Origin of the sequence: Kitasatospora sp. NBC_01246, assembly GCF_036226505.1 — a bacterium.
In the GTDB taxonomy this organism is placed as follows: domain Bacteria; phylum Actinomycetota; class Actinomycetes; order Streptomycetales; family Streptomycetaceae; genus Kitasatospora.
On the sequence record NZ_CP108484.1, the window covers coordinates 8,527,896 to 8,547,939 of the forward strand.

1 protein-coding gene is annotated in these 20,044 nt (G+C 76.2%); it reads left to right on the forward strand.

The window, feature by feature from the left end; all coding sequences use genetic code 11:
• The first annotated feature begins 13 nt into the window (after nucleotides 1-13).
• Nucleotides 14-20,023, forward strand: a complete 20,010-nt coding sequence (locus tag OG618_RS35920) for a non-ribosomal peptide synthase/polyketide synthase (protein ID WP_329491821.1) — start codon at nucleotides 14-16, stop codon at nucleotides 20,021-20,023.
• Nucleotides 20,024-20,044: the final 21 nt, after the last annotated feature.

Consider the following 20,044-nt stretch of genomic DNA (forward strand, 5'->3'; position numbering starts at 1 on the left):
GGACCCGACGACCATGACGCCTTCGAAGCGAGACCGCGCCGCCGCCCTGCCCGCGGACCTGCGGGAAGCGCTGCGCCGCAGGCTGGCCGGACAGGCCGGCGGCGAGGGGCCCGGCGCCGGGCGGACCGTCCCGCGCGCCGACCGCGGCCGCCCGCTGCCCCTCTCCTTCGTCCAGCAGCGACTGTGGTTCCTGGACCGGCTGCGGCCCGGCGACCACCGCTACAACAGCGCCCTCGCCGTGCGCTTCACCGGGCCGCTGGAGCGCGAGGCGCTGGCCCGGGCGCTGGCCGCCGTGGTGGCACGCCACGAGGGACTGCGGACCACCTTCGAGGAGACCGACGGCCAACTGGCGCAGACCGTGCGGCCGGCCGAGCCGGTGCCGCTGCCGGTTCGCGAGCCGACCCCGACGGAGACCCTCGACGCGATCCTGCTGGCGGAGTACTCCCGCCCGTTCGACCTGCGCCAGGGCCCACCGCTGCGGGCGCTGCTGGTGCGCGAGTCGGATGCCGCGCACGTCCTGCTGCTGACCGCGCACCACATCGTCACCGACGGCTGGTCCATGGGCGTGGTCCTGGACGAGCTGTGCACCGCCTACGCCGCCCTGGTCCGGGGCGCGGCCCCCCAGCTGCCCCCGGTGGCCACGCAGTACCCCGACTTCGCGGTGTGGCAGCGCGAGCAGCTCTCCGGCACCCGACTCGAGAAGCACCTCGCCTACTGGAAGGGGCAGCTGGCCGGCGCGGTGGCCCCCGAGCTGCCGCTGGACCGGCCCCGGCGCGGCGAGGAGGCCGGCGCGGGCGCGATCCACACCTTCCCCGTCTCCGCGCGGCTGACGGCCCGGCTGCGCGACCTGGTGACCGAGCAGCACAGCACGCTCTACACCGCCCTGGTCGCCGCCACCCAGGCGCTGCTGGCCCGCTGGTCCGGCCAGGACGACATCACCGTGGGCTCCCTGACCTCCGGGCGCTCCCGCACCGACCTGGAGCGGGCCGTCGGCTGCTTCGTCAACACGGTGGTGCTGCGCACCCCGGTGGAGCGGTCCTGGTCCTTCCGCGACCTGCTGTCGGCCGCCACCACCACCGTCAACGACTCCTTCGTGCACGGTGACACGCCCTTCGAGCGCCTGGTGGAGACGGTCGGCGCCCCCCGCGAGGCGGGCCGCAACCCGCTCTTCGACGTGATGGTCCTGCTGCACCCCGCCCCGCCCGCGCCCGCCGCCGCGCACGGGCTGGACGTCTCCCTGGTCGACGTGCCCCGGCAGGCGGCCACCTTCGACCTCAGCGTGGAGTTCGTCCCGGACGGGGAGGGGCTGACCGGCCTGCTGGAGTACCGCAGCGACCTGTTCGACGAGTCCACCGCGCGGCGGATGGCCGACCAGCTGCTGCGGCTCCTGGAGGGCGTCGCCGCCGAACCGGACCGGCCGCTGGGCACCCTGCCGCTGCTCTCCGCCGAGGAGGTCCGCCGGGTGACCCGGGAGTGGAACGGTGCCCGGCTGCCCGTCGACGACGCCTGCTACCCCGAACTCCTGGAGCGCCGGGCCGCCCTGACCCCGGCGGCCCTCGCCCTGGTCGCCGGGGGCGAGCGGCTGGACTACGGGACGCTCAACCGCCGGGCCAACCGGCTCGCGCACCACCTGATATCCCTCGGAGCGGGCCCCGAACGGCTGGTCGCGCTGACGCTGCCGCGCACCGCCGACATGATCGTGGCGATCCTCGCCGTCTGGAAGGCCGGCGCCGGCTACCTGCCGATCGACCCCGCCCTGCCCGCGGAGCGCGTGCGCTACCTGCTGGAGGACGCCCGGCCGGCGTTGGTCCTGGACGAGGACGCGTTGCGGGCCGCCCCGGCCACCGGCCGGGACACCGACCCCGTCGACGCCGACCGGCTCGCCCCGCTGCGCCCGGCGAACACCGCCTACGTCATCTACACCTCGGGCTCCACCGGCCGCCCCAAGGGCGTCGTGGTGGCGCACCGCGCGGTGACGCACCTGCTCGCCGCCCACCGGGCGGGCTTCGTCGCCGACGCGGGCGGCGGCCCGCTGCGGGTGGCGCTCACCGCCTCGTTCTCCTTCGACACCTCCTTGGAGGGCGTGCTGCTGATGGCCGACGGCCACCCGCTGCACGTGGTCGACGAGGTGACCCGGATGGATCCGGCGGCGCTGGTCGAGTACGTGGTCCGGCACCGCGTCGACTTCCTCGACGTGACCCCCTCCTACCTCGGTCAGCTGCTGCCCGCCGGGCTGCTCACCGATCCGCGGCACCGCCCTCGGGTGCTGATGCTCGGCGGCGAGGCGGTCGGCGCCGCCCTCTGGCGCGAGCTGGCCGCGCACCCCGGGGTGGCCGCCTACAACTTCTACGGCCCGACGGAGTGCACGGTCGACGCACTGGCCTGCCGGATCACGGACGGCGACCGGGCGCTGGTGGGCCGCCCGCTGCCGAACGTGCGGGCGTACGTGCTGGACGACCGGCGCCGGCCGGTGCCGCCCGGCGTCGGCGGCGAGCTGTACCTGGCGGGCGAGCAGCTCGCCCGAGGCTACGCCGACCGCCCCGGGCTGACCGCGGCGCGGTTCACGGCCGACCCGTTCGGGCCGCCCGGTGCCCGGATGTACCGCACCGGAGACCTGGCCCGCTGGACCGCCGACGGGCGCCTGGACTACCTCGGGCGGGCCGACGACCAGGTCAAGGTGCGCGGCCACCGCGTCGAACCGGGCGAGGTCGAGGCGGCGCTGCTGGAGCTGCCCGCCGTCGGCGCGGCCGCGGTGGTGGCCGCGCCCGACGCACACGGCCGCGCCCGGCTGGCGGCCTATCTGGTGCCCGCCACCGGATACGCCGTGCCGCCCGCCGCCGACCTGCGGGCGGCGCTGCGGCAGGTGCTGCCCGACCACCTGGTGCCGTCCTCCTTCACCGCGCTCGACGCGCTGCCGCTCACCACCAGCGGCAAGCTCGACCGCCGGGCCCTGCCCGCCCCCGACCTCGAAGTGGACCGGCAGCAGAAGGAGTTCGTCGCCCCGCGGACCCCGGACGAGGAGGTGCTGGCCGGCATCTGGGCCGAGGTGCTCGGCGTCGCCAGGGTGGGCGTCACGGACAACTTCTTCGAGCTGGGCGGCGATTCGATCCTCAGCATCCAGGCCGTCTCCCGGGCCCGAGCCGCGGGCCTGCGGCTCGGTTCGAGCGACGTCTTCCGCCACCAGAGCGTCGCCGACCTCGCCGCCGCGGCGGCCCGCCGCCGGCTCGCCCCGGCGGCGACGGCGCGGCGACCGCGGGACGACGGACCCGCGCCGCTGACCCCGGTGCAGGAGTGGTTCTTCGCCACCCACGGCCCGCTGCGTCACTTCAGCATGTCGATGCTGCTCGACCTGCCGCGCGACCTGGACGAACGGGCGCTGGAGCTGGCGCTCGAAGCGGTGGCGGCCGCGCACCCGGCGCTGCGCACCCGGTTCACCCGCACCGGCGACGGCTGGCACCAGAGCCCCGGAGCCGGTCCGGTCGGCGGGTTGCTGACCTGCCACGACCCGGCCGCCCTCGCCGCCGACGCCGAGGCCGAGGACGCCGCCCGGCGCCGCGCGGCCGACGCGGCCCGCGCGGCCCTCGACCCGGCCAGCGGCGCGCTGCTGCGCGCGGCCCTGCTGCGGGCCGCCGACGGCGCCCGGCCCCAGCTGTTCGTGACGGCCCACCACCTGGCCGTGGACAGCGTCTCCTGGCGGGTGCTGCTGGCCGACCTCGCCCTGGCCTACCGGCAGGCGGCCGCCGGCGAGCCGGTTCGACTGGACCCCGAGCAGACCCCGTTCACCGACTGGGCGCACCACGTCGCCGAGCGCGTTCGGGCCGGGGACCTCGACGGTGACCTGCCGTACTGGCTGGACGAGGTCTCGGCCGCGCCGGCCCCGCTGCCCGTCGACCTTCCCGGCAGCCCGCTGGCCGGCTCGGTCCGCACCGTTCGGACCAGGGTGGACCGGGCCACCACCGAGGCGCTGCTGCGCCAGGTCCCCGCGGTCTACCGCACCCAGGTCAACGACGTGCTGCTCAGCGCGCTGGGCCGGGTGCTCGCCGACTGGACGGGCGCCGGGCGGGTGGCCGTCGCCCTGGAGGGGCACGGCCGCGAGGAACTCGGCGGGCCGGCCGGCCACGAGCCCGACCTCTCCCGCACGGTCGGCTGGTTCACCACCCAGTACCCCGTCACCCTCACCCCGGTCGGAACGGCCGGCGCCCCGGACTGGGCCGCCACCCTGAAGGCGGTCAAGGAGCGGCTGCGGGCCGTCCCCCGGCGGGGCCTGAGCTACGAGGCGCTGGCCCGCCTCGGCTCGCCCGACCCGGCCGCGGCCGCCCTGCGGGCGGTGCCGCTGCCCCAGGTGTCCTTCAACTACCACGGCCAGTGGGCGGCCGCCGAGGGCGGCGACTTCGCCCCGGCCGGCGAGGCTCCCGGCCGGGACATCGCCCCCGACGCGCCGCTGGACCACCTGCTCGACATCTCCGCCGTGGTGGCCGACGGCGAGCTGGAGATCACCTGGCACTACAGCGACCAGGTGCACGAGGCGGCCACCGTCCAGCACCTGGCGGCGGCGCTGACCGCCGCGCTGACCGCCGTCGCCGCGCACTGCGCCCGCCCCGGCGCCGGCGGCCGCACCCCGTCCGACTTCCCGTTCGCCCGGTTGGACCAGGCCGGCGTGGACCGGCTGGTCGGCGACGGCCGGGCGGTGGAGGACCTGCTGCCCCTCACCCCGCTCCAGGAGGGCATGCTCTTCCACCGCCTGGTCGGCGGGCCCGACGACGTGTACGTCGACCAGGCCGCGCTGCTCCTGGACGGCGTGAGCGACCCCGACACCTTCGCCGCCGCCTGGCAGCGGGTGGCCGACCGCACGCCCGCCCTGCGCACCTCGGTGGTGTGGGAGGGCGTCCCCGTCCCGCTCCAGGTCGTGCACCGCCGCGCCCGGATACCGGTCACCCAGCTGGACCTGCGCGCGGCGGGCCCGCAGGAGCGGGCCGAGCGGGTGGCCGCCGTGCGCGCGGAGGACCTCGCGCGCGGCGTGGACATCGCCGCGGCGCCGCTGATGCGGCTCACCCTGATCCGGCTGCCCGACGCGCGCCTGCACCTGCTCTGGACCTCCCACCACCTGATCCTGGACGGCTGGAGCCTGGCCCAGGTGCTCACCGACGTGTTCGAGGAGTACGCGGCGCTCAGCACCGGCGCCGAGCCGCGACCGGCCGCACGCCGGCCCTTCGGCGACTACGTGCGCTGGCTGGCCGGGCAGGACGCCGAGGCCGCCAGGGCCCACTGGCGGGGCGTCCTGGAGGGGTTCGCCACCCCGACCCCGCTGCCCGTCGACCGGGTCCGGCGAGGGCTCCACCAGGCCCGGTCGGCGGGGGTGCACCCGGCCGGGCTGTCCGAGGAGGTGTCTCAGCGGCTGGCCCGGACCGCCCGGCAGGCCGGGCTGACCATGGGCACCGTGGTCCAGGGCGCCTGGGCGCTGCTGCTGTCGCGCTACAGCGCCGAGCGGGACGTGCTGTTCGGGACCACCGTCTCCGGACGCCCCGACGACCTGCCCGGTGTCGAGTCGATGATCGGGATGTTCATCAACACCCTGCCCACCCGGGTCCGGGTGGACGGCGGGCGCACCGCCGCGGCGTGGCTCCGGGACCTCCAGGAGGCGCAGGCCGAGGCCCGGCGCTTCGCCGCGGTCTCGCTGGCCGAGCTGACCGGCATGAGTGAGGTGCCCTCCGGCAGCCCGCTCTTCGACAGCATGGTCGCCTTCGAGAACTATCCCTTCGACGAGGCGCGCTCGGCGGGCTCCGGCGTGCGACTGGCCGACGTCTCCTCCCGGGACGCCACCAACTTCCCGCTGGTGCTGCGGGCCTACCAGGGCGAGCGGTTCGGTTTCGACCTCGCCTACGACCCGGAGCTGTTCGACGCCCGGACCGCGCGCACCCTGGCCGACCGCCTCTGCCTGCTGCTCACCGAGCTGGCCGGCGGCCTGGACCGCCCGCTGCGCGCCCTGGCCTGGACCACCGCCGAGGAGCGGCGGCGGATGCTGGTCGACTGGAACGGCGCCGCGCAGGGCCGGCCGGACCGGACCCTGGTGGACCTCTTCGAGGCGCAGGCCGCCCGGACCCCGCACGCCGAAGCCGTGAGCTACGGCGACGAGCGCCTCGACTACGCCACGCTTGACGCGCGGGCCGACCGGCTCGCCCACCGACTGGCCGAACTCCACGCCTCGACCGAGCAGTTCGTGGCCCTCGCGCTGCCCCGCTCGACCGACCTGGTGGTGGCGGTCCTCGCCGTCCTCAAGACCGGCGCGGCCTACCTGCCGCTCGACCCGGCGCTGCCGCCCGAGCGCCTGGCCCAGCTGCTGCGCGACGTCCGGCCGGTGGCGCTGGTGACGCTCACCGGGGACGCCGCCGCGCCGGGGCCCACCGACGTGCCCGTGCTGGCGCTGGGCGACGCCGACGTGCGCGCCGACCTCGCGCGGCGCCCGGCCGGCAAGCTCGCCCCGCGCCGCCGCCCGCTGCCCGAGAGCCCGGCCTACGCCATCTTCACGTCGGGATCCACCGGGCGCCCGAAGGGAGTCGTGATCCCGCACGCCAACGTGGTGCGGCTCTTCGACCGCACCGCCGAGTGGTTCGGCTTCGGCGCCGAGGACGTCTGGACGCTCTTCCACTCCTACACCTTCGACTTCTCGGTGTGGGAGCTCTGGGGCCCGCTGCTGCACGGCGGCCGGCTCGTCGTGGTTCCCGAGGACACCGCCCGCTCCCCGGAGGACTTCCTGCGCCTGCTGGCCGACGAGCGGGTCACCGTCCTCAACCAGACCCCGTCCGCGTTCTACCCGTTGATCCGCGCCGACGCCGAGAACCCGGCCCTGGCGGACCGGTTGGCGCTGCGCACGGTGGTCTTCGGCGGCGAGGCGCTGGACGTGACGAGGCTGGCCGACTGGTACGACCGCCACCCGGACGGCGCGCCGCGCCTGGTCAACATGTACGGCATCACCGAGACGACCGTGCACGTCACCCATGCCCCGCTGGACCGCGCCACGGCCCGCGCCGGCGGCCCCGGACCGATCGGCACCGGCATCCCCGACCTGCGGGTGTACGTGCTGGACGCCGACCTGGCGCCGGTCCCCCCCGGTGCGGTGGGCGAGTTGTTCGTCGCGGGGGAGGGCCTCGCCCGCGGCTACCTGAACCGCCCGGGCCTGACCGCCGCCCGCTTCGTCGCCGACCCGTTCGGGCGTCCCGGCTCCCGGATGTACCGCACCGGCGACCGGGCCCGCCGGCGGGCCGACGCCACCCTGGAGTACCTGGGCCGCGCCGACCAGCAGGTGAAGATCCGCGGCTACCGGATCGAGCCCGGCGAGATCGAGGCCGCCCTGCACGCCCATCCGGGTGTGGGCGCCGCCGCCGTGGGCGTGTACGAGGACACCGCCGGCACCCGCCGCCTGGTGGCCCACGTGGTCGGCGGCGGTGAGCGCGCCGAAGCCCCGCCGTCCGCCGCCGAGCTGCGCGCGCACCTGGAGCGGCTGCTGCCCCCCTACATGGTGCCCGCCGCCTACGTCCCGGTGGCGGCCCTGCCGCTCACCGTCAACGGCAAGCTCGACCGGCGGGCGCTGCCCGCGCCGGGCCCGGACGGTTTCGCGGCCGGCCACGACCGCACCGCCCCCCGCACCCGGGCCGAACGGCTGGTCGCCGAGGCCTGGGCGGACGTCCTGGACGCCGACGAGGTCGGCGTGGACGACGACTTCTTCGCCCTCGGCGGCGACTCCATCCTCGCGATCCGGGTCACCTCCCGGCTGCGCGCGGCGTTCGGCACGGACGTCTCGCCCCGGCTGCTGTTCAGCCACGGCAGACTGGCCGACCTGGCCGCCGCCCTCGGCGAGCCGGCCGCCGGGGGGAGCCCGTCGGCCGACGCGATCCCCGCCGCCGACCCGGCCGTCGAGCCGCCGCTGTCCTACGCCCAGCAGCGGCTCTGGTTCCTCGACCGCTTCGAGCCGGACGGCACCGAGTACACCACCCTGTCCGTGCTGCGCCTGCGCGGAGCGCTCGACGAGAGCGCCCTGCGCACCGCGCTGGACGCCCTGGTGGCCCGGCACGAGGCGCTGCGCACCACGTTCACCGAACAGGACGGGCGCGCCCGGCAGAGCGTGCGCCCGGCGCAGCCGGTCGAGCTGCCGGTGGACGACCTCCGCGGGCAGCCCCCGGCGCTCCTGGAGGCACTGCTGGAACGCGTCGCCGCCACCCCGTTCGACCTGGCCGCCGGGCCGTTGCTGCGGGCCCGGCTGGTGCGGACGGCCGAGGACGAGCACGTGCTCGTGCTGGCCGTGCACCACATCGCCACCGACGGCTGGTCGGTGGCCGTCCTCGGCCGCGACCTCGGCGAGCTGTACGCGGCCGCCCTCGAACGGCGCCGCCCCGAGCTGCCCGAGCTGCCCGTGCGGTACACCGACTACGCCGTCTGGCAGCGCGCCCGCACCGACCGCGCCGAGGCGGACCTCGCCCACTGGCGCCAGGCCCTGGACGGCCTGGAGCCGCTGGACCTGCCCACCGACCGCCCGCGCCCCGCCGTCCGCACCCGGGACGGCGCCCTGCTGACCTTCACCCTGCCCGCCGCGCTGACCGGACGGCTGCGCGAGCGCGGGCGGGAGGCCGACGCCACCCTCTACATGACCCTGCTGACGGCGTGCCAGGTGTTGCTCGCCCGCTGGGCCGGCCAGCAGGACGTCGCCGTGGGCACCGTCGCCTCGGGCCGGGAGCGGCCCGAACTCCACGACGTGGTGGGCATCTTCGTCAACACCCTGGTGCTGCGCGCCCAGGTGCGCCCGGAGCTGTCGTTCCACGAGCTGCTGGGCCGGTCACGGGACACCGTCCTGGCGGCGTTCGCCCACCAGGAGGTGCCGTTCGAGCGGCTGGTGGACACCCTCCAGCCGGAGCGCGACACCAGCCGCACGCCGCTGTTCCAGGTGATGGTGGCCCTGCACAACCTGGGCACCGAGGCACCCCGTCTGCCGGGCCTGGAGGTGGCACCGCTGGCACCGCCGGTCCGCAGCGCCACCTTCGACCTCGCCTTCGACTTCGTCGAGCGCGACGGCGGCCTGACCGGCTACCTGGAGTACAGCACCGGCCTGTTCGACGAGGCCACCGCCGAGCGGCTGGCCGGCTGGCTGCGGACCCTGCTGGAGGCGGTGGCCGAGGACCCGGGCAGCGCCGTCGCCACCCTGCCGTTGATGACCGCCGACGAACGCCGCCGGGTGCTCCGGACGGGGCAGGGCGAGCCGATGGCAGTGCCGGACACCACCTTTCCCGCCCTGTTCGAGGCGCAGGCCGCCCGTACCCCGCACGCCACCGCCCTGGTGGCCAGGGACGCCACCCTCGACTACGCCGCCCTCAACGGGCGGGCCAACCGGCTCGCCCGCCACCTCGTCTCCCGTGGCGCCGGCCCGGAGCAGGTGGTCGCGGTCCGGCTGCCGCGCACCTCGGACCTGCTGGTGGCCCTGCTCGCGGTGCTCAAGGCGGGTGCCACCCTCCTCTGCCTGGACCCCGAACTCCCCGAGGAGCGGGCCGCCTTCCTGCTCGCCGACGCCCGTCCGCGGACGCTGCTGACGGAGCGGGAGCTGCACGAGGTGCCGTGGGACCGGCTGCCCGCCCACGACCTCACCGACGCCGACCGCCGCCATCCGCTGCTGTCGCGGCACACGGCCTACCTCATCTACACCTCCGGCTCCACCGGCCGACCCAAGGGCGTCGCCGTGGAGCACCGCCAGCTGGTCAACCTGTGCCAGGACCACCGCGCGGGGCTGTTCGCGCCGCACCTGACGGACGGGCGTCCACTGCGGATGGCGCTCAGCGCCTCGTTCTCCTTCGACACCAGCTGGGAGGGCCCGCTGCTGCTCACGTTCGGCCAGGAGGTGCACCTCATCGACGAGGACGTCCGGCTCGACCCGGAGGCCTTCTGCGCCCAGATCGCCGAACGCCGCTTGGACGTGGTCAACGTCACCCCCTCCTACCTGCGTGAACTCTCGGCCGCCGGGCTGTTCGCGGCGGGCCGCCACCACCCGGGCCTGCTGCTGGTCGGCGGCGAGGCGATCTCGCCCGCCGCCTGGCAGGAGCTGTGCGCGGCGCAGCACGACCTCGGCGTCACCGCCTACAACGTCTACGGGCCCACCGAGTGCACCGTCGACGCCCTCTACGGCCGGTGCGCGGACCGCCCCGAGCGCCCGGTCGTCGGCCGCCCCGGCCGCAACCTGCGGGCCTACGTGCTCGACGAGGTCCTGCGGCCGGTGCCGCCGGGCATGGCGGGGGAGCTGTACCTGGCCGGGGCGCAGGTGGCCCGCGGCTACCTGAACCGCCCGGGCCTGACCGCCGCCCGCTTCGTGGCCGACCCGTTCGGCGCGCCGGGGGAGCGCATGTACCGCACCGGCGACCGGGCCCGCTGGGACGCCCAGGGTCTGCTGGAGTTCCTCGGCCGGGCCGACGAGCAGGTCAAGATCCGGGGGTTCCGGATCGAGCCCGGCGAGGTGGAGGCCGCCCTGCTCGACCACCCGGGCGTCGCCGAGGCGGTCGTCACCGCCCGCGAGCACGCCGGCCGGCGGATGCTCGTCGGCTACCTGGTGCCTGCCGGGGACCGGATCCCGCCCGCCGAGGAACTGCGGGTCCGGCTGCGGCGGACGCTGCCCGACCACATGGTGCCCGCCGCCTTCGTCCCGCTGGAGCGGATCCCGCGCAACTCCAGCGGCAAGACCGACCGCCGCGCCCTGCCCGCGCCGCCCGCGCAGCCCGACAGCGGCAACGCGTTCGTGGCGCCGCGGCCCGGCACCGAGGAGCGGCTGGCCGCGATCTGGGCCGAGGTGCTGGGTGTGGACCGGGTGGGCGCGCACGACAACTTCTTCGCGCTCGGCGGGGACTCCATCCTCAGCATCCAGATCGTCTCCCGGGCCCGGGCCGGCGGGCTCGCGCTGACCACCAAGGACGTCTTCCGGCACCAGAGCGTCGCCGAACTCGCACTGGTGGTCGGTGCGGCGGGCGCGCGCCCGGACACCGGGGGCGACCCCTCGCCCACCGAAGCACCGCTCACCCCGATCCAGCACTGGTACCTCGACGGCCGCCGCCCCGGCGACCCGATGCGCTTCACGATGACCCAGCGGGTGGAACTGGCCCCCGGCGCGGACCCGTCGGCCCTGGACCAGGCAGCCGCGGCCCTGGTGCGCTGCCATGCCGCCCTCCGCACCCGGCTGCGCCACACCGGCACCGGCTGGCGCCAGGAGGTGCTCGCCGAGGCGCCCCGGAGCGTCTTCACCCGGTACGAGGCGGCCGGCCTCGACCCCGCGGCCCTGGAAGCGGCGGTGCAGGACACCACGGCCTCGGCCCAGGCCGAACTGGACCCGACCGAGGGCCGGATGGTCCGCGTGCTCTTCTTCGACCGCGGCGCCCGGCAGCCGGGCCAGCTCGTCGTCACCGTGCACCACCTGGCCGTGGACGGCGTCTCCTGGCGCATCCTGTTGGCCGACCTCGAAGCGGCCTACCAGGCGGTCGGTGCCGGCCGCGGCGCCGAACTGCCCCCGGCGGGCACCTCCTACGGCCACTGGGCGACCCGGCTGGAGCAGCACACCCGCTCCGGCGCGCTGGCCGCCGACGCCGCGTACTGGGCGCGGACCGCCACGGCCCCGGCCGACCTGCCCGCCGGCCGGCCCGGTCCCAACACCCACGGCGGCGCCGCCACCGTCACCGTGACGCTGGACGCGGAGACGACCGAGGCCCTGCTGCGCCAGGTCCCCGAGGTCTACCGCACCCAGGTCAACGACGTGCTGCTCAGCGCCCTGGGGCGCACCCTGGCGCGCTGGTGCGGTCGCGAGAGCGTGCTGGTGGGCGTGGAGGGGCACGGCCGGGAGGACCTCTTCGACGACCTGGACCTGTCCCGGACGGTGGGCTGGTTCACCGCCGAGTTCCCGCTCGCCCTGAGCGTCGACCCCGACGCCGGATGGCACGAGACGCTGCGCTCGGTCAAGGAGCAGCTGCGCGCCGTCCCGCTGCGCGGGCTGAGCCACGGTGCGCTGCGCCACCTGCTGCCGGGCGGTGCGCCGGCGGGTACGCCGGCTCCGCGGATCGGCTTCAACTACCACGGCCGGTGGGACGCCGAGAGCGCCGGCGCCGACGGTCTCTACCGCGCGTCGCTGCCCCCGGCCGGCCGCGACACCGACCCGGACGAAGCCCGCCCCTACCTCCTGGACGTCACGGGGGTGGTCCAGCACGGGCGCCTGGAACTGGGCTGGACCTACCCGGCGGCCGTCTACGACGAGGCCGAGGTCCGCGCACTGGCCGAGGAGATGCGCACCGCCCTGCGCGAGATCGCGGCGCACTGCGCCCGCCCCGGGGCCGGCGGCCGCACCCCCTCCGACTTCCCGCTCGCCGGCCTGACCCAGGACCAGCTGGACCGGCTCGTCGGCGACGGGCGCCAGGTCGCCGACGTGCTGCCGCTGACGCCGCTCCAGTCCGGGATGCTCTTCCACGGGCTGGTCGACACCGAGGGTGCCTACTTCGACCGGATCGTGGTGCGGCTGGCCGGCGTGGCCGACCCGCGCGTGTTCGCCGAGGCCTGGCAGCTGCTGGCCGACCGCACGCCCGCGCTGCGCACCGGCGTGCACTGGCGGGGCCTGCCGCATCCCGTTCAACTGGTGCTCCAGCGAGCCGAGGTACCCGTCACCCTGCTGGACTGGCGGCAGCTGCCGGCGGACCGGCAGGAGGCGCAGACCGAGCGGCTGCTCGCCGCGGATCGCGCGGCGGGCATGGACCTCACCGCCGCGCCGCTCACCCGCCTCACGCTGGCCGCGCTCCCCGGTGACGAGGTGCTGCTGCTCTGGTCCACCCACCACCTGATCCTGGACGGCTGGAGCAGCGGGCAGTTGCTGACCGAGGTCTGCGACCAGTACGCCGCGCTGACCGGCGGCGCTGTGCGGGGGCCCCGCCCGTCGAGGCGTCCGTTCGCGGACTTCCTGCGCTGGCTGGCCGAGCAGGACGGGCAGGCGGCCGAGCACTACTGGGCCGACGCCCTGGCCGGCTTCACCGCGCGCAACCCGCTTCCGTACGACCGGGTGCCCGGCCAGGCGCACCGCGCCCGCTCCGCCGCCACCGTCCACCACGAGCTGGACCAGGACCTCTCCCAGCGGCTGCGGGAGCGGGCCGCGCACGCCGGACTGACCGTCAACACCGTGGTCGAGGGGGCCTGGGCCCTGCTGCTGGCGCGCTACGGCGGCAGCGACGACGTGGTCTTCGGCACCACCGTCTCGGGCCGGCCGGCGGAGCTGCCCGGCGTCGAGTCGATGATCGGCATGTTCATCAACACCGTGCCGACCCGGGTCCGGATACCCGCCACCGGCGGCGTGCTGCCCTGGCTGCGCGAGCTCCAGGCGCGCCAGAGCGACGGGCGCCCCTTCGACCACCTGGCCCTGACCCGGATCCAGGCGCTGAGCGAGGTACCGGCCGGCGAGGCGCTCTTCGACAGCATGGTGGTGTTCGAGAACTACCCCGTCGACGAGTCCGTCGCGGCCAGGACCGGTGTGCGGGTGACGGAGGTACGGGCCGACGACGCCACCACCTTCCCGTGGTGCCTGCGTGCCTACCTGACCGAGCGGCTCGGCCTCGACCTGGCCTACGACCCCGCGCTGTTCGACCGGTCCACGGTGGAGCGCGCGGCCCGGCGCCTGGCCGTGCTGCTCACCGCCCTCGCCGACGGTCTGGACGGTGAGGTGGGCGAGCTGGAGCCGCTGACCGCGGCCGACCGGGAGCTGCTGGCGTCCTGGCAGAGCACCGCCCGCCCGGCGGCGGCGCAGAGCCCGGTGGCGCTCTTCGCCGAGCAGGCCCGCCGCACACCCGAGGCGGTCGCGGTGCGGCACGGCGAGGACGACCTGACCTACCGCCGGCTCGACCGGTGGTCGGACCGGCTGGCCGCCCGGCTGCTGGCCGACGGCCTGGCCGTCGAGGGGCGGGTGGCGCTGGCGATGGACCGCTCGGTCGAGCTCGTCGTCGCCCAGCTCGCCGTCCTCAAGGCGGGCGGTGCCTACGTCCCGGTGGACGTCCGGGCGTCCGAGGAACGCCGCCGCGCGCTGCTCGCCCTGGCCGGCGCCACCGTCCAGCTCACCACCGACCAGGTCGCCGCCGTCCGTACCGAGGCGGCCGGGCAGCCCGTGCTGTCCGCGCCGCCGGCCGACCCCGACCGGCTGGCCTACGTGATGTTCACCTCCGGATCCACCGGCGAGCCCAAGGCGGTGGCGGTCCGGCACCGCGACGTGGCCTCGCTGGCCACCGACAGCCGCTTCACCGACGGTGGTTGCGAACAGGTGCTGCTGCACTCCCCGGTGGCCTTCGACGCGAGCACCTTCGAGGTCTGGGCACCGCTGCTCAACGGCGGGCGGGTGGTCGTCGCCCCCGACGGGCCGGTGGACGCGGCGCTGCTGCGGCGGCTGACGTCCGGCGGCCTGACGGCGCTGTGGCTCACCGCCGGGCTCTTCCGCCTGCTGGCCCAGGACGCGCCGGACTGCTTCACGGGCCTGCGCCGGCTGTGGACCGGCGGCGACGTGGTGCCCGCCGCCGCCGTGCGCCGGGTCCTCGCCGCCTGCCCCGGCCTGTGCGTGGTGGACGGCTACGGACCCACCGAGACCACCGTCTTCGCGACCTCCTTCGCCCTCGCGGACCCGGCGGCGGTGCCCGACACCGTGCCCGTCGGCCACCCCCTGGACGACAAGCGGGTGTACGTCCTCGACCGCCGCCTGCGGCCCGTGCCGCCCGGCTGCGCGGGCGAGCTGTTCGTCGCCGGTGAGGGCCTGGCGCGCGGCTACCTGGGCCGGCCCGGTGAGAGCGCGGCACGCTTCCTGGCCGACCCGTTCGGCGCGCCGGGGGAGCGGATGTACCGCACCGGCGACCTGGCCAGGCGGCGGCCGGACGGCGCCGTGGAGTTCCTGGGCCGCACCGACGACCAGGTGAAGATCCGCGGCTTCCGGGTCGAGCCCGGCGAGGTGGCGGCCGCGCTGGCCGCGCACCCGGGGGTCGCCGACACCGCCGTGGTCGTCCGCGAGGACCGCCCCGGCGCCCGACAGCTGGTGGCGTACGTCGTCGGCCCCGCGGGCGCCGACCTGGCGCAGCTGCGGGACTTCGCCGCCCGCCTGCTGCCCGACTACCTCGTCCCCACCGCCTTCGTCCCGCTCGCCGCCCTTCCGCTGAGCCGCAACGGCAAGCTCGACCGCGCGGCACTTCCGGCGCCGGACGCCGACCGCGACGCCGGGTCCCGTGAGCGCCTCGCGCCGCGCACCGAGGCCGAACGCCGCACGGCGGAGGTCTTCGGGGAGGTGCTGGGCACAGCGCCGCCCGGTGTGGAAGACGGCTTCTTCGAGCTGGGCGGGGACTCCATCCTCAGCATCCGGCTCGCCGCCCGGCTGGCCGAGGCGTTCGGCACCGACCTGACGCCCCGCGCGGTCTTCCTCCACCCCACCCCGGCCGGACTGGCCCGGCTGCTCACGCAGGAGCGGCAACCCTGCGGCGCGGACCCCGCCGTCGTCCCGGTCGCCCGCGAAGCGGCGCCGCCGATGTCCTACGCCCAGCAACGCCTCTGGTTCCTGGAGGAGTTCAAGCCCGGTGGCACCGAGTACGTCACCGCGCTCGCGCTTCGCCTGCACGGCGCCCTGGACCTCGGCGCCCTCGGCGCGGCCCTGGACGCGCTGGTGGCCCGCCACGAGTCGCTGCGCACCACCTTCGACAGCGTCGACGGGCGTGGCGTCCAGCTCGTCCATCAGCCGCGGGAGGTGCCGCTCGCGCTCCACGACCTGTCCGAACTGCCCGAGCAGGAAAGGCACTCGGCGCTGCGCGGGCTGCTCGCCGACGAGCGGGGCCGACCCTTCGACCTGCGTCGGGGTCCGCTGCTGCGGGTCGCCCTGGTCCGGCTGGCCGACGGTGACCACGTGCTGGCCCTCACCCTGCACCACATCGTCACCGACGGCTGGTCGACCTCCGTCCTGCTCACCGACCTGGCCCACCTCTACCGCGCCGAACTGGGCTCCGACGAAGCCCAGTTGCCGCCCCTGCCGGTGCAGTACGCCGACTACGCGCACTGGCAGCGCACGGCCGGCGCCGCCGCCGCCGACGATCAGCTCGACTACTGGAGGAAGCAGCTGGCGGACGCCGAGCCGCTCCACCTGCCCACCGACCGGCCGCGGCCCGCGGTGCGCACCAGCAACGGAGCCACCGCCCGCCTGGAGGTGCCCGCCCCGACCGCCCGCCGGCTGGCCCGGGTCGGCCGGGAGCAGGGCGCCACCCTGTTCACCACGCTGGTCGCCGCCACCCAGGCCTACCTCGCCCGGCTCACCGGGGACGCGGACATCGCGGTCGGCACCGTCACCTCCGGCCGCGACCGGGCCGAGACGCGGAACCTCGTCGGGTTCTTCGTCAACACCCTGGTCCTGCGCTCCCGGGTCGAGGCGGGGCAGCCCTTCACCGAGTTCCTCGGCGGCGTGCGGCACACGGTGCTGGACGCCTTCGCGCACCAGGAGGTGCCGTTCGAACGGGTGGTCGACGAGGTGCAGCCGGTCCGCGACACCAGCCGCAGCCCGCTCTTCCAGGTCATGGTCGTCCTGCAGAACACCCCGGCCGCCGACCTGGAACTTCCCGGCCTCGCCGTCACCGATGTCGAGACCGAGCTGGAACAGGCGCCGTTCGACCTCACCCTGGAGTTCGCCGAGACGGACTCCGGAGCGCTGCGCGCCCTGATCAGCTACAACACCGACCTGTTCGACGCGGTCACCGCCGAGCGCATCGCCGACCAGCTCGCCACCCTGCTCGCCGCCGTCGCGGAGGACCCCGAACGCCCCATCGGCGCCCTGCCGCTGGCCTCCGACGACGAGCTGAAGGCCCTGCTCGACCAGGCCCGGGGGACGTTCCGGCCGGTGCCCGAGGCGACCCTGCCCGAGCTGTTCGAACAGCAGGCGGCCCGCACTCCCCACGCGGTGGCGCTGCTGGACGGCGAACGTGAACTGACCTACGCGCAGCTGGACCGGGCGGCCAACCGGCTGTCCCACCGGCTGATCCGCCAGGGCGTGGGGCCGGAGCGGGTGGTGGCCCTGGCGCTGCCGCGCGCGGCCGAGACGGTGGTGGCGCAGCTCGCCGTGAGCAAGGCCGGCGGCGCCTTCCTCCCGGTCGACCCCGACTACCCGACCCGGCGAAAGGACTTCATGGTGCGCGACGCGGGCGCCTTCCTGGTGCTCGACGACCCCGCCGAGGTGTGGACCGCCGACGGAGCGCCGACACCGCCCACCGACGCCGACCGCACCACCGCGCTCAGCACCGGCCACCCCGCCTACGTCATCTACACCTCGGGATCGACCGGGACACCCAAGGGCGTGGTGGTCACCCACCGCGGACTGGCCGGCTTCGCCGCGGCCGCCGCCGAGCAGTACGCGGCCGGCCCCGGCGACCGGATCCTCCAGTTCGCCTCGCCCAGCTTCGACGCCTCGGTGCTGGAGCTGTGCGTCTCACTGCTCAGCGGGGCCACGCTGGTCACCGGCGAAGAGGGCCCGCTGGTCGGCGAGCGGCTGGCCGAGGTGCTCGCCGCCCGGCGGATCAGCCACGCGCTGATCCCGCCGGCGGCCCTGGCCACCGTGGACCCGGCCGCGGCCGGCGCGCTGCCCGCGCTGCGCACCCTCATCGTCGGGGCCGAGGCCTGCCCGGCCGACCTGGTCGACACCTGGGCCCCCGGACGGCGGATGGTCAACTCGTACGGCCCCACCGAGGCCACCGTGGTCGCCAGCTGGACCGGCCCGCTGGCGGCGGGCGCGGGCACCCCCCCGATCGGCCGCCCCGCCGGTCCCACCAGCGTCTACCTGCTGGACGCCGCCCTACGGCCGGTCCCGCCCGGTGTGACCGGGGAGCTGTACGTCGCCGGGCCCGCCCTGGCCCGCGGCTACCTGAACCGCCCGGGCCTGACCGCCGCCCGCTTCGTGGCCGACCCGTTCGGCGCGCCGGGGGACCGGATGTACCGCACCGGCGACCTCGCGCGCCGCCACGGCGACGGAGAGCTGCGCTTCGTGGGTCGGATGGACGACCAGGTCAAGCTGCGCGGCTTCCGGATCGAGCCCGGCGAGGTGGAGAGTGCGCTGCGCCGCAGCGCCCTGGTGAGGGACGCGGTCGTCACCGTGCGTACCGGCGAAGCCGGGGACGGCCCGGGAGCCGGGCCCGCCCGGCTGGTCGCCTACCTCGTCCTCGCCGACAGCTGCGCCGGTCCCCTGGCGGACCGGGTGCCCGTCGCCGAGCTGCGCGCGCACCTGGCCGAGCTGCTGCCCCCGCACATGGTCCCCTCCCTCTTCGTGCCACTGGAGCGGCTGCCGCTCACCCCGAGCGGCAAGACCGACCGCCGGGCGCTGCCCGACCCCGGACCCGCCCAGGCCGCCGCCGGGCCACGGGTCGCTCCGCGCACCGACACCGAACGCCGGATCGCCCGGATCTGGTCCGACGTACTGGGCATCGAGGAGATCGGCGCCGACGACAACTTCTTCGTCCTCGGCGGCGACTCCATCCTGAGCATGCAGGTGGTCTCGCGGCTGCGCCGGGACGGCCTGCACCTGGCGACCCGGGACCTGTTCAGCCACCAGACCGTCGCACAGCTGGCCACCGTCGTGCGCGACGCCCCGCAGCACGCCGACGACGCACCGGTGACCGGCGAGGTGCCGCTCACGCCCATCCAGGAATGGTTCCTCGGCACCCCGCGCGCCGCCCACCACCACTTCAACCAGTCGACGCTCCTCGAACTCGGCGCCGCCCCCGACCCGCGGGCGCTGCGCACGGCCCTGCACGCCCTGCTGGAGCACCACGACGCGCTGCGCATGCGCTTCACCCGGGACGAGGCGGGCTGGCACCAGTTCAACCCGCCGCCCGCCCCCGCCGACGACGTTCTGGAACACCACGACCTGACCGGGCAGACATCCGAACAGGCCGCCGCCGCCGTCGCACGGGCCGCCGACGACCTGCACGCCGGATTCGACCTGGCCCGCGGCCCGCTCCTGCGGGCGGCGCTGTTCACCGGTGACCCCGGCCAACCGGTCCTGCTGCTCCTGGTCGCCCACCACCTGGTCGTCGACGCCGTCTCCTGGCGCATCCTGGGTGACGACCTGGAGAGCGCCTACCGGCAGGCCGAGCAGGGCGAACCGGTCACCCTCGGCGAACGCGGCACGTCCTTCCGGGACTGGGCGCTCGGACTCGCCGCCCACGTCGCCGCGGGCGCCCTGGACGACGAACTGCCCCACTGGGAACAGGCGGTGTCCGCCGGCCCCGCCCGGGCGGCCCGCCCCGCCGACACCGACGCCGACACCGGGGCGGGCGAGCGGGCGACGGTGAGCGTGCAACTGGACGAGGCGGACACCGCAGCTCTGCTGCGGGCCGCGCCGACGGCCTACCGCACCCGGGTCAACGACGTCCTGCTGGCCGCACTCGCCCTGGCGCTGGCCCGCTGGACCGGAAGCGAACAGGTCCGGCTGGACCTGGAGGGACACGGCCGCGAGGACGTGCTCGACGGCGTCGACCTCTCCCGCACGGTCGGCTGGTTCACCACCGTCTACCCGGTCGCCTTCCAGGTGCCCGCACCCGGCGAGTTCGGACCCGACCGCGACTGGCGGTCCCTGGTGAAGTCGGTGCGCCGCCAACTGCGCGCGGTGCCGGGCAACGGGCTCGGCTACGGCGCGCTGCGCACCTTCGGCCCGCCCGAGGTCCGCGAGCGGCTCGCCGCCGGCGCCCGGGGCGAGGTGGTCTTCAACTACCTCGGCCAGTGGGACTCCCGCCCGGAGAACGCCGGCCGCGGCCTGGTGCGCGTCGAGCGCGGCTCGTTCGGGCAGGACCACGACCCCCGCGACGGCGGCTCCCACCCGCTGGAGGTGGTGGGCGCGGTCCAGGACGGCCGCCTCGCCTTCACCTGGCACCACCGCCCCGCCGTCCACGACACGGCCAGTGTGCGCGGGGTCGCCGAGGAGTTCGGCGAGGCCCTGCGCCACATCGCCCGGCACGCCCGAGGAAGCCGATGACCGCGCCGTACCCGCCGGCGG

Excerpts from the sequence above, each read along its gene's own strand:
- OG618_RS35920 (WP_329491821.1), top strand. The coding sequence starts at position 14 with ATGACGCCTTCGAAGCGAGACCGCGCCGCCGCCCTGCCCGCGGACCTG.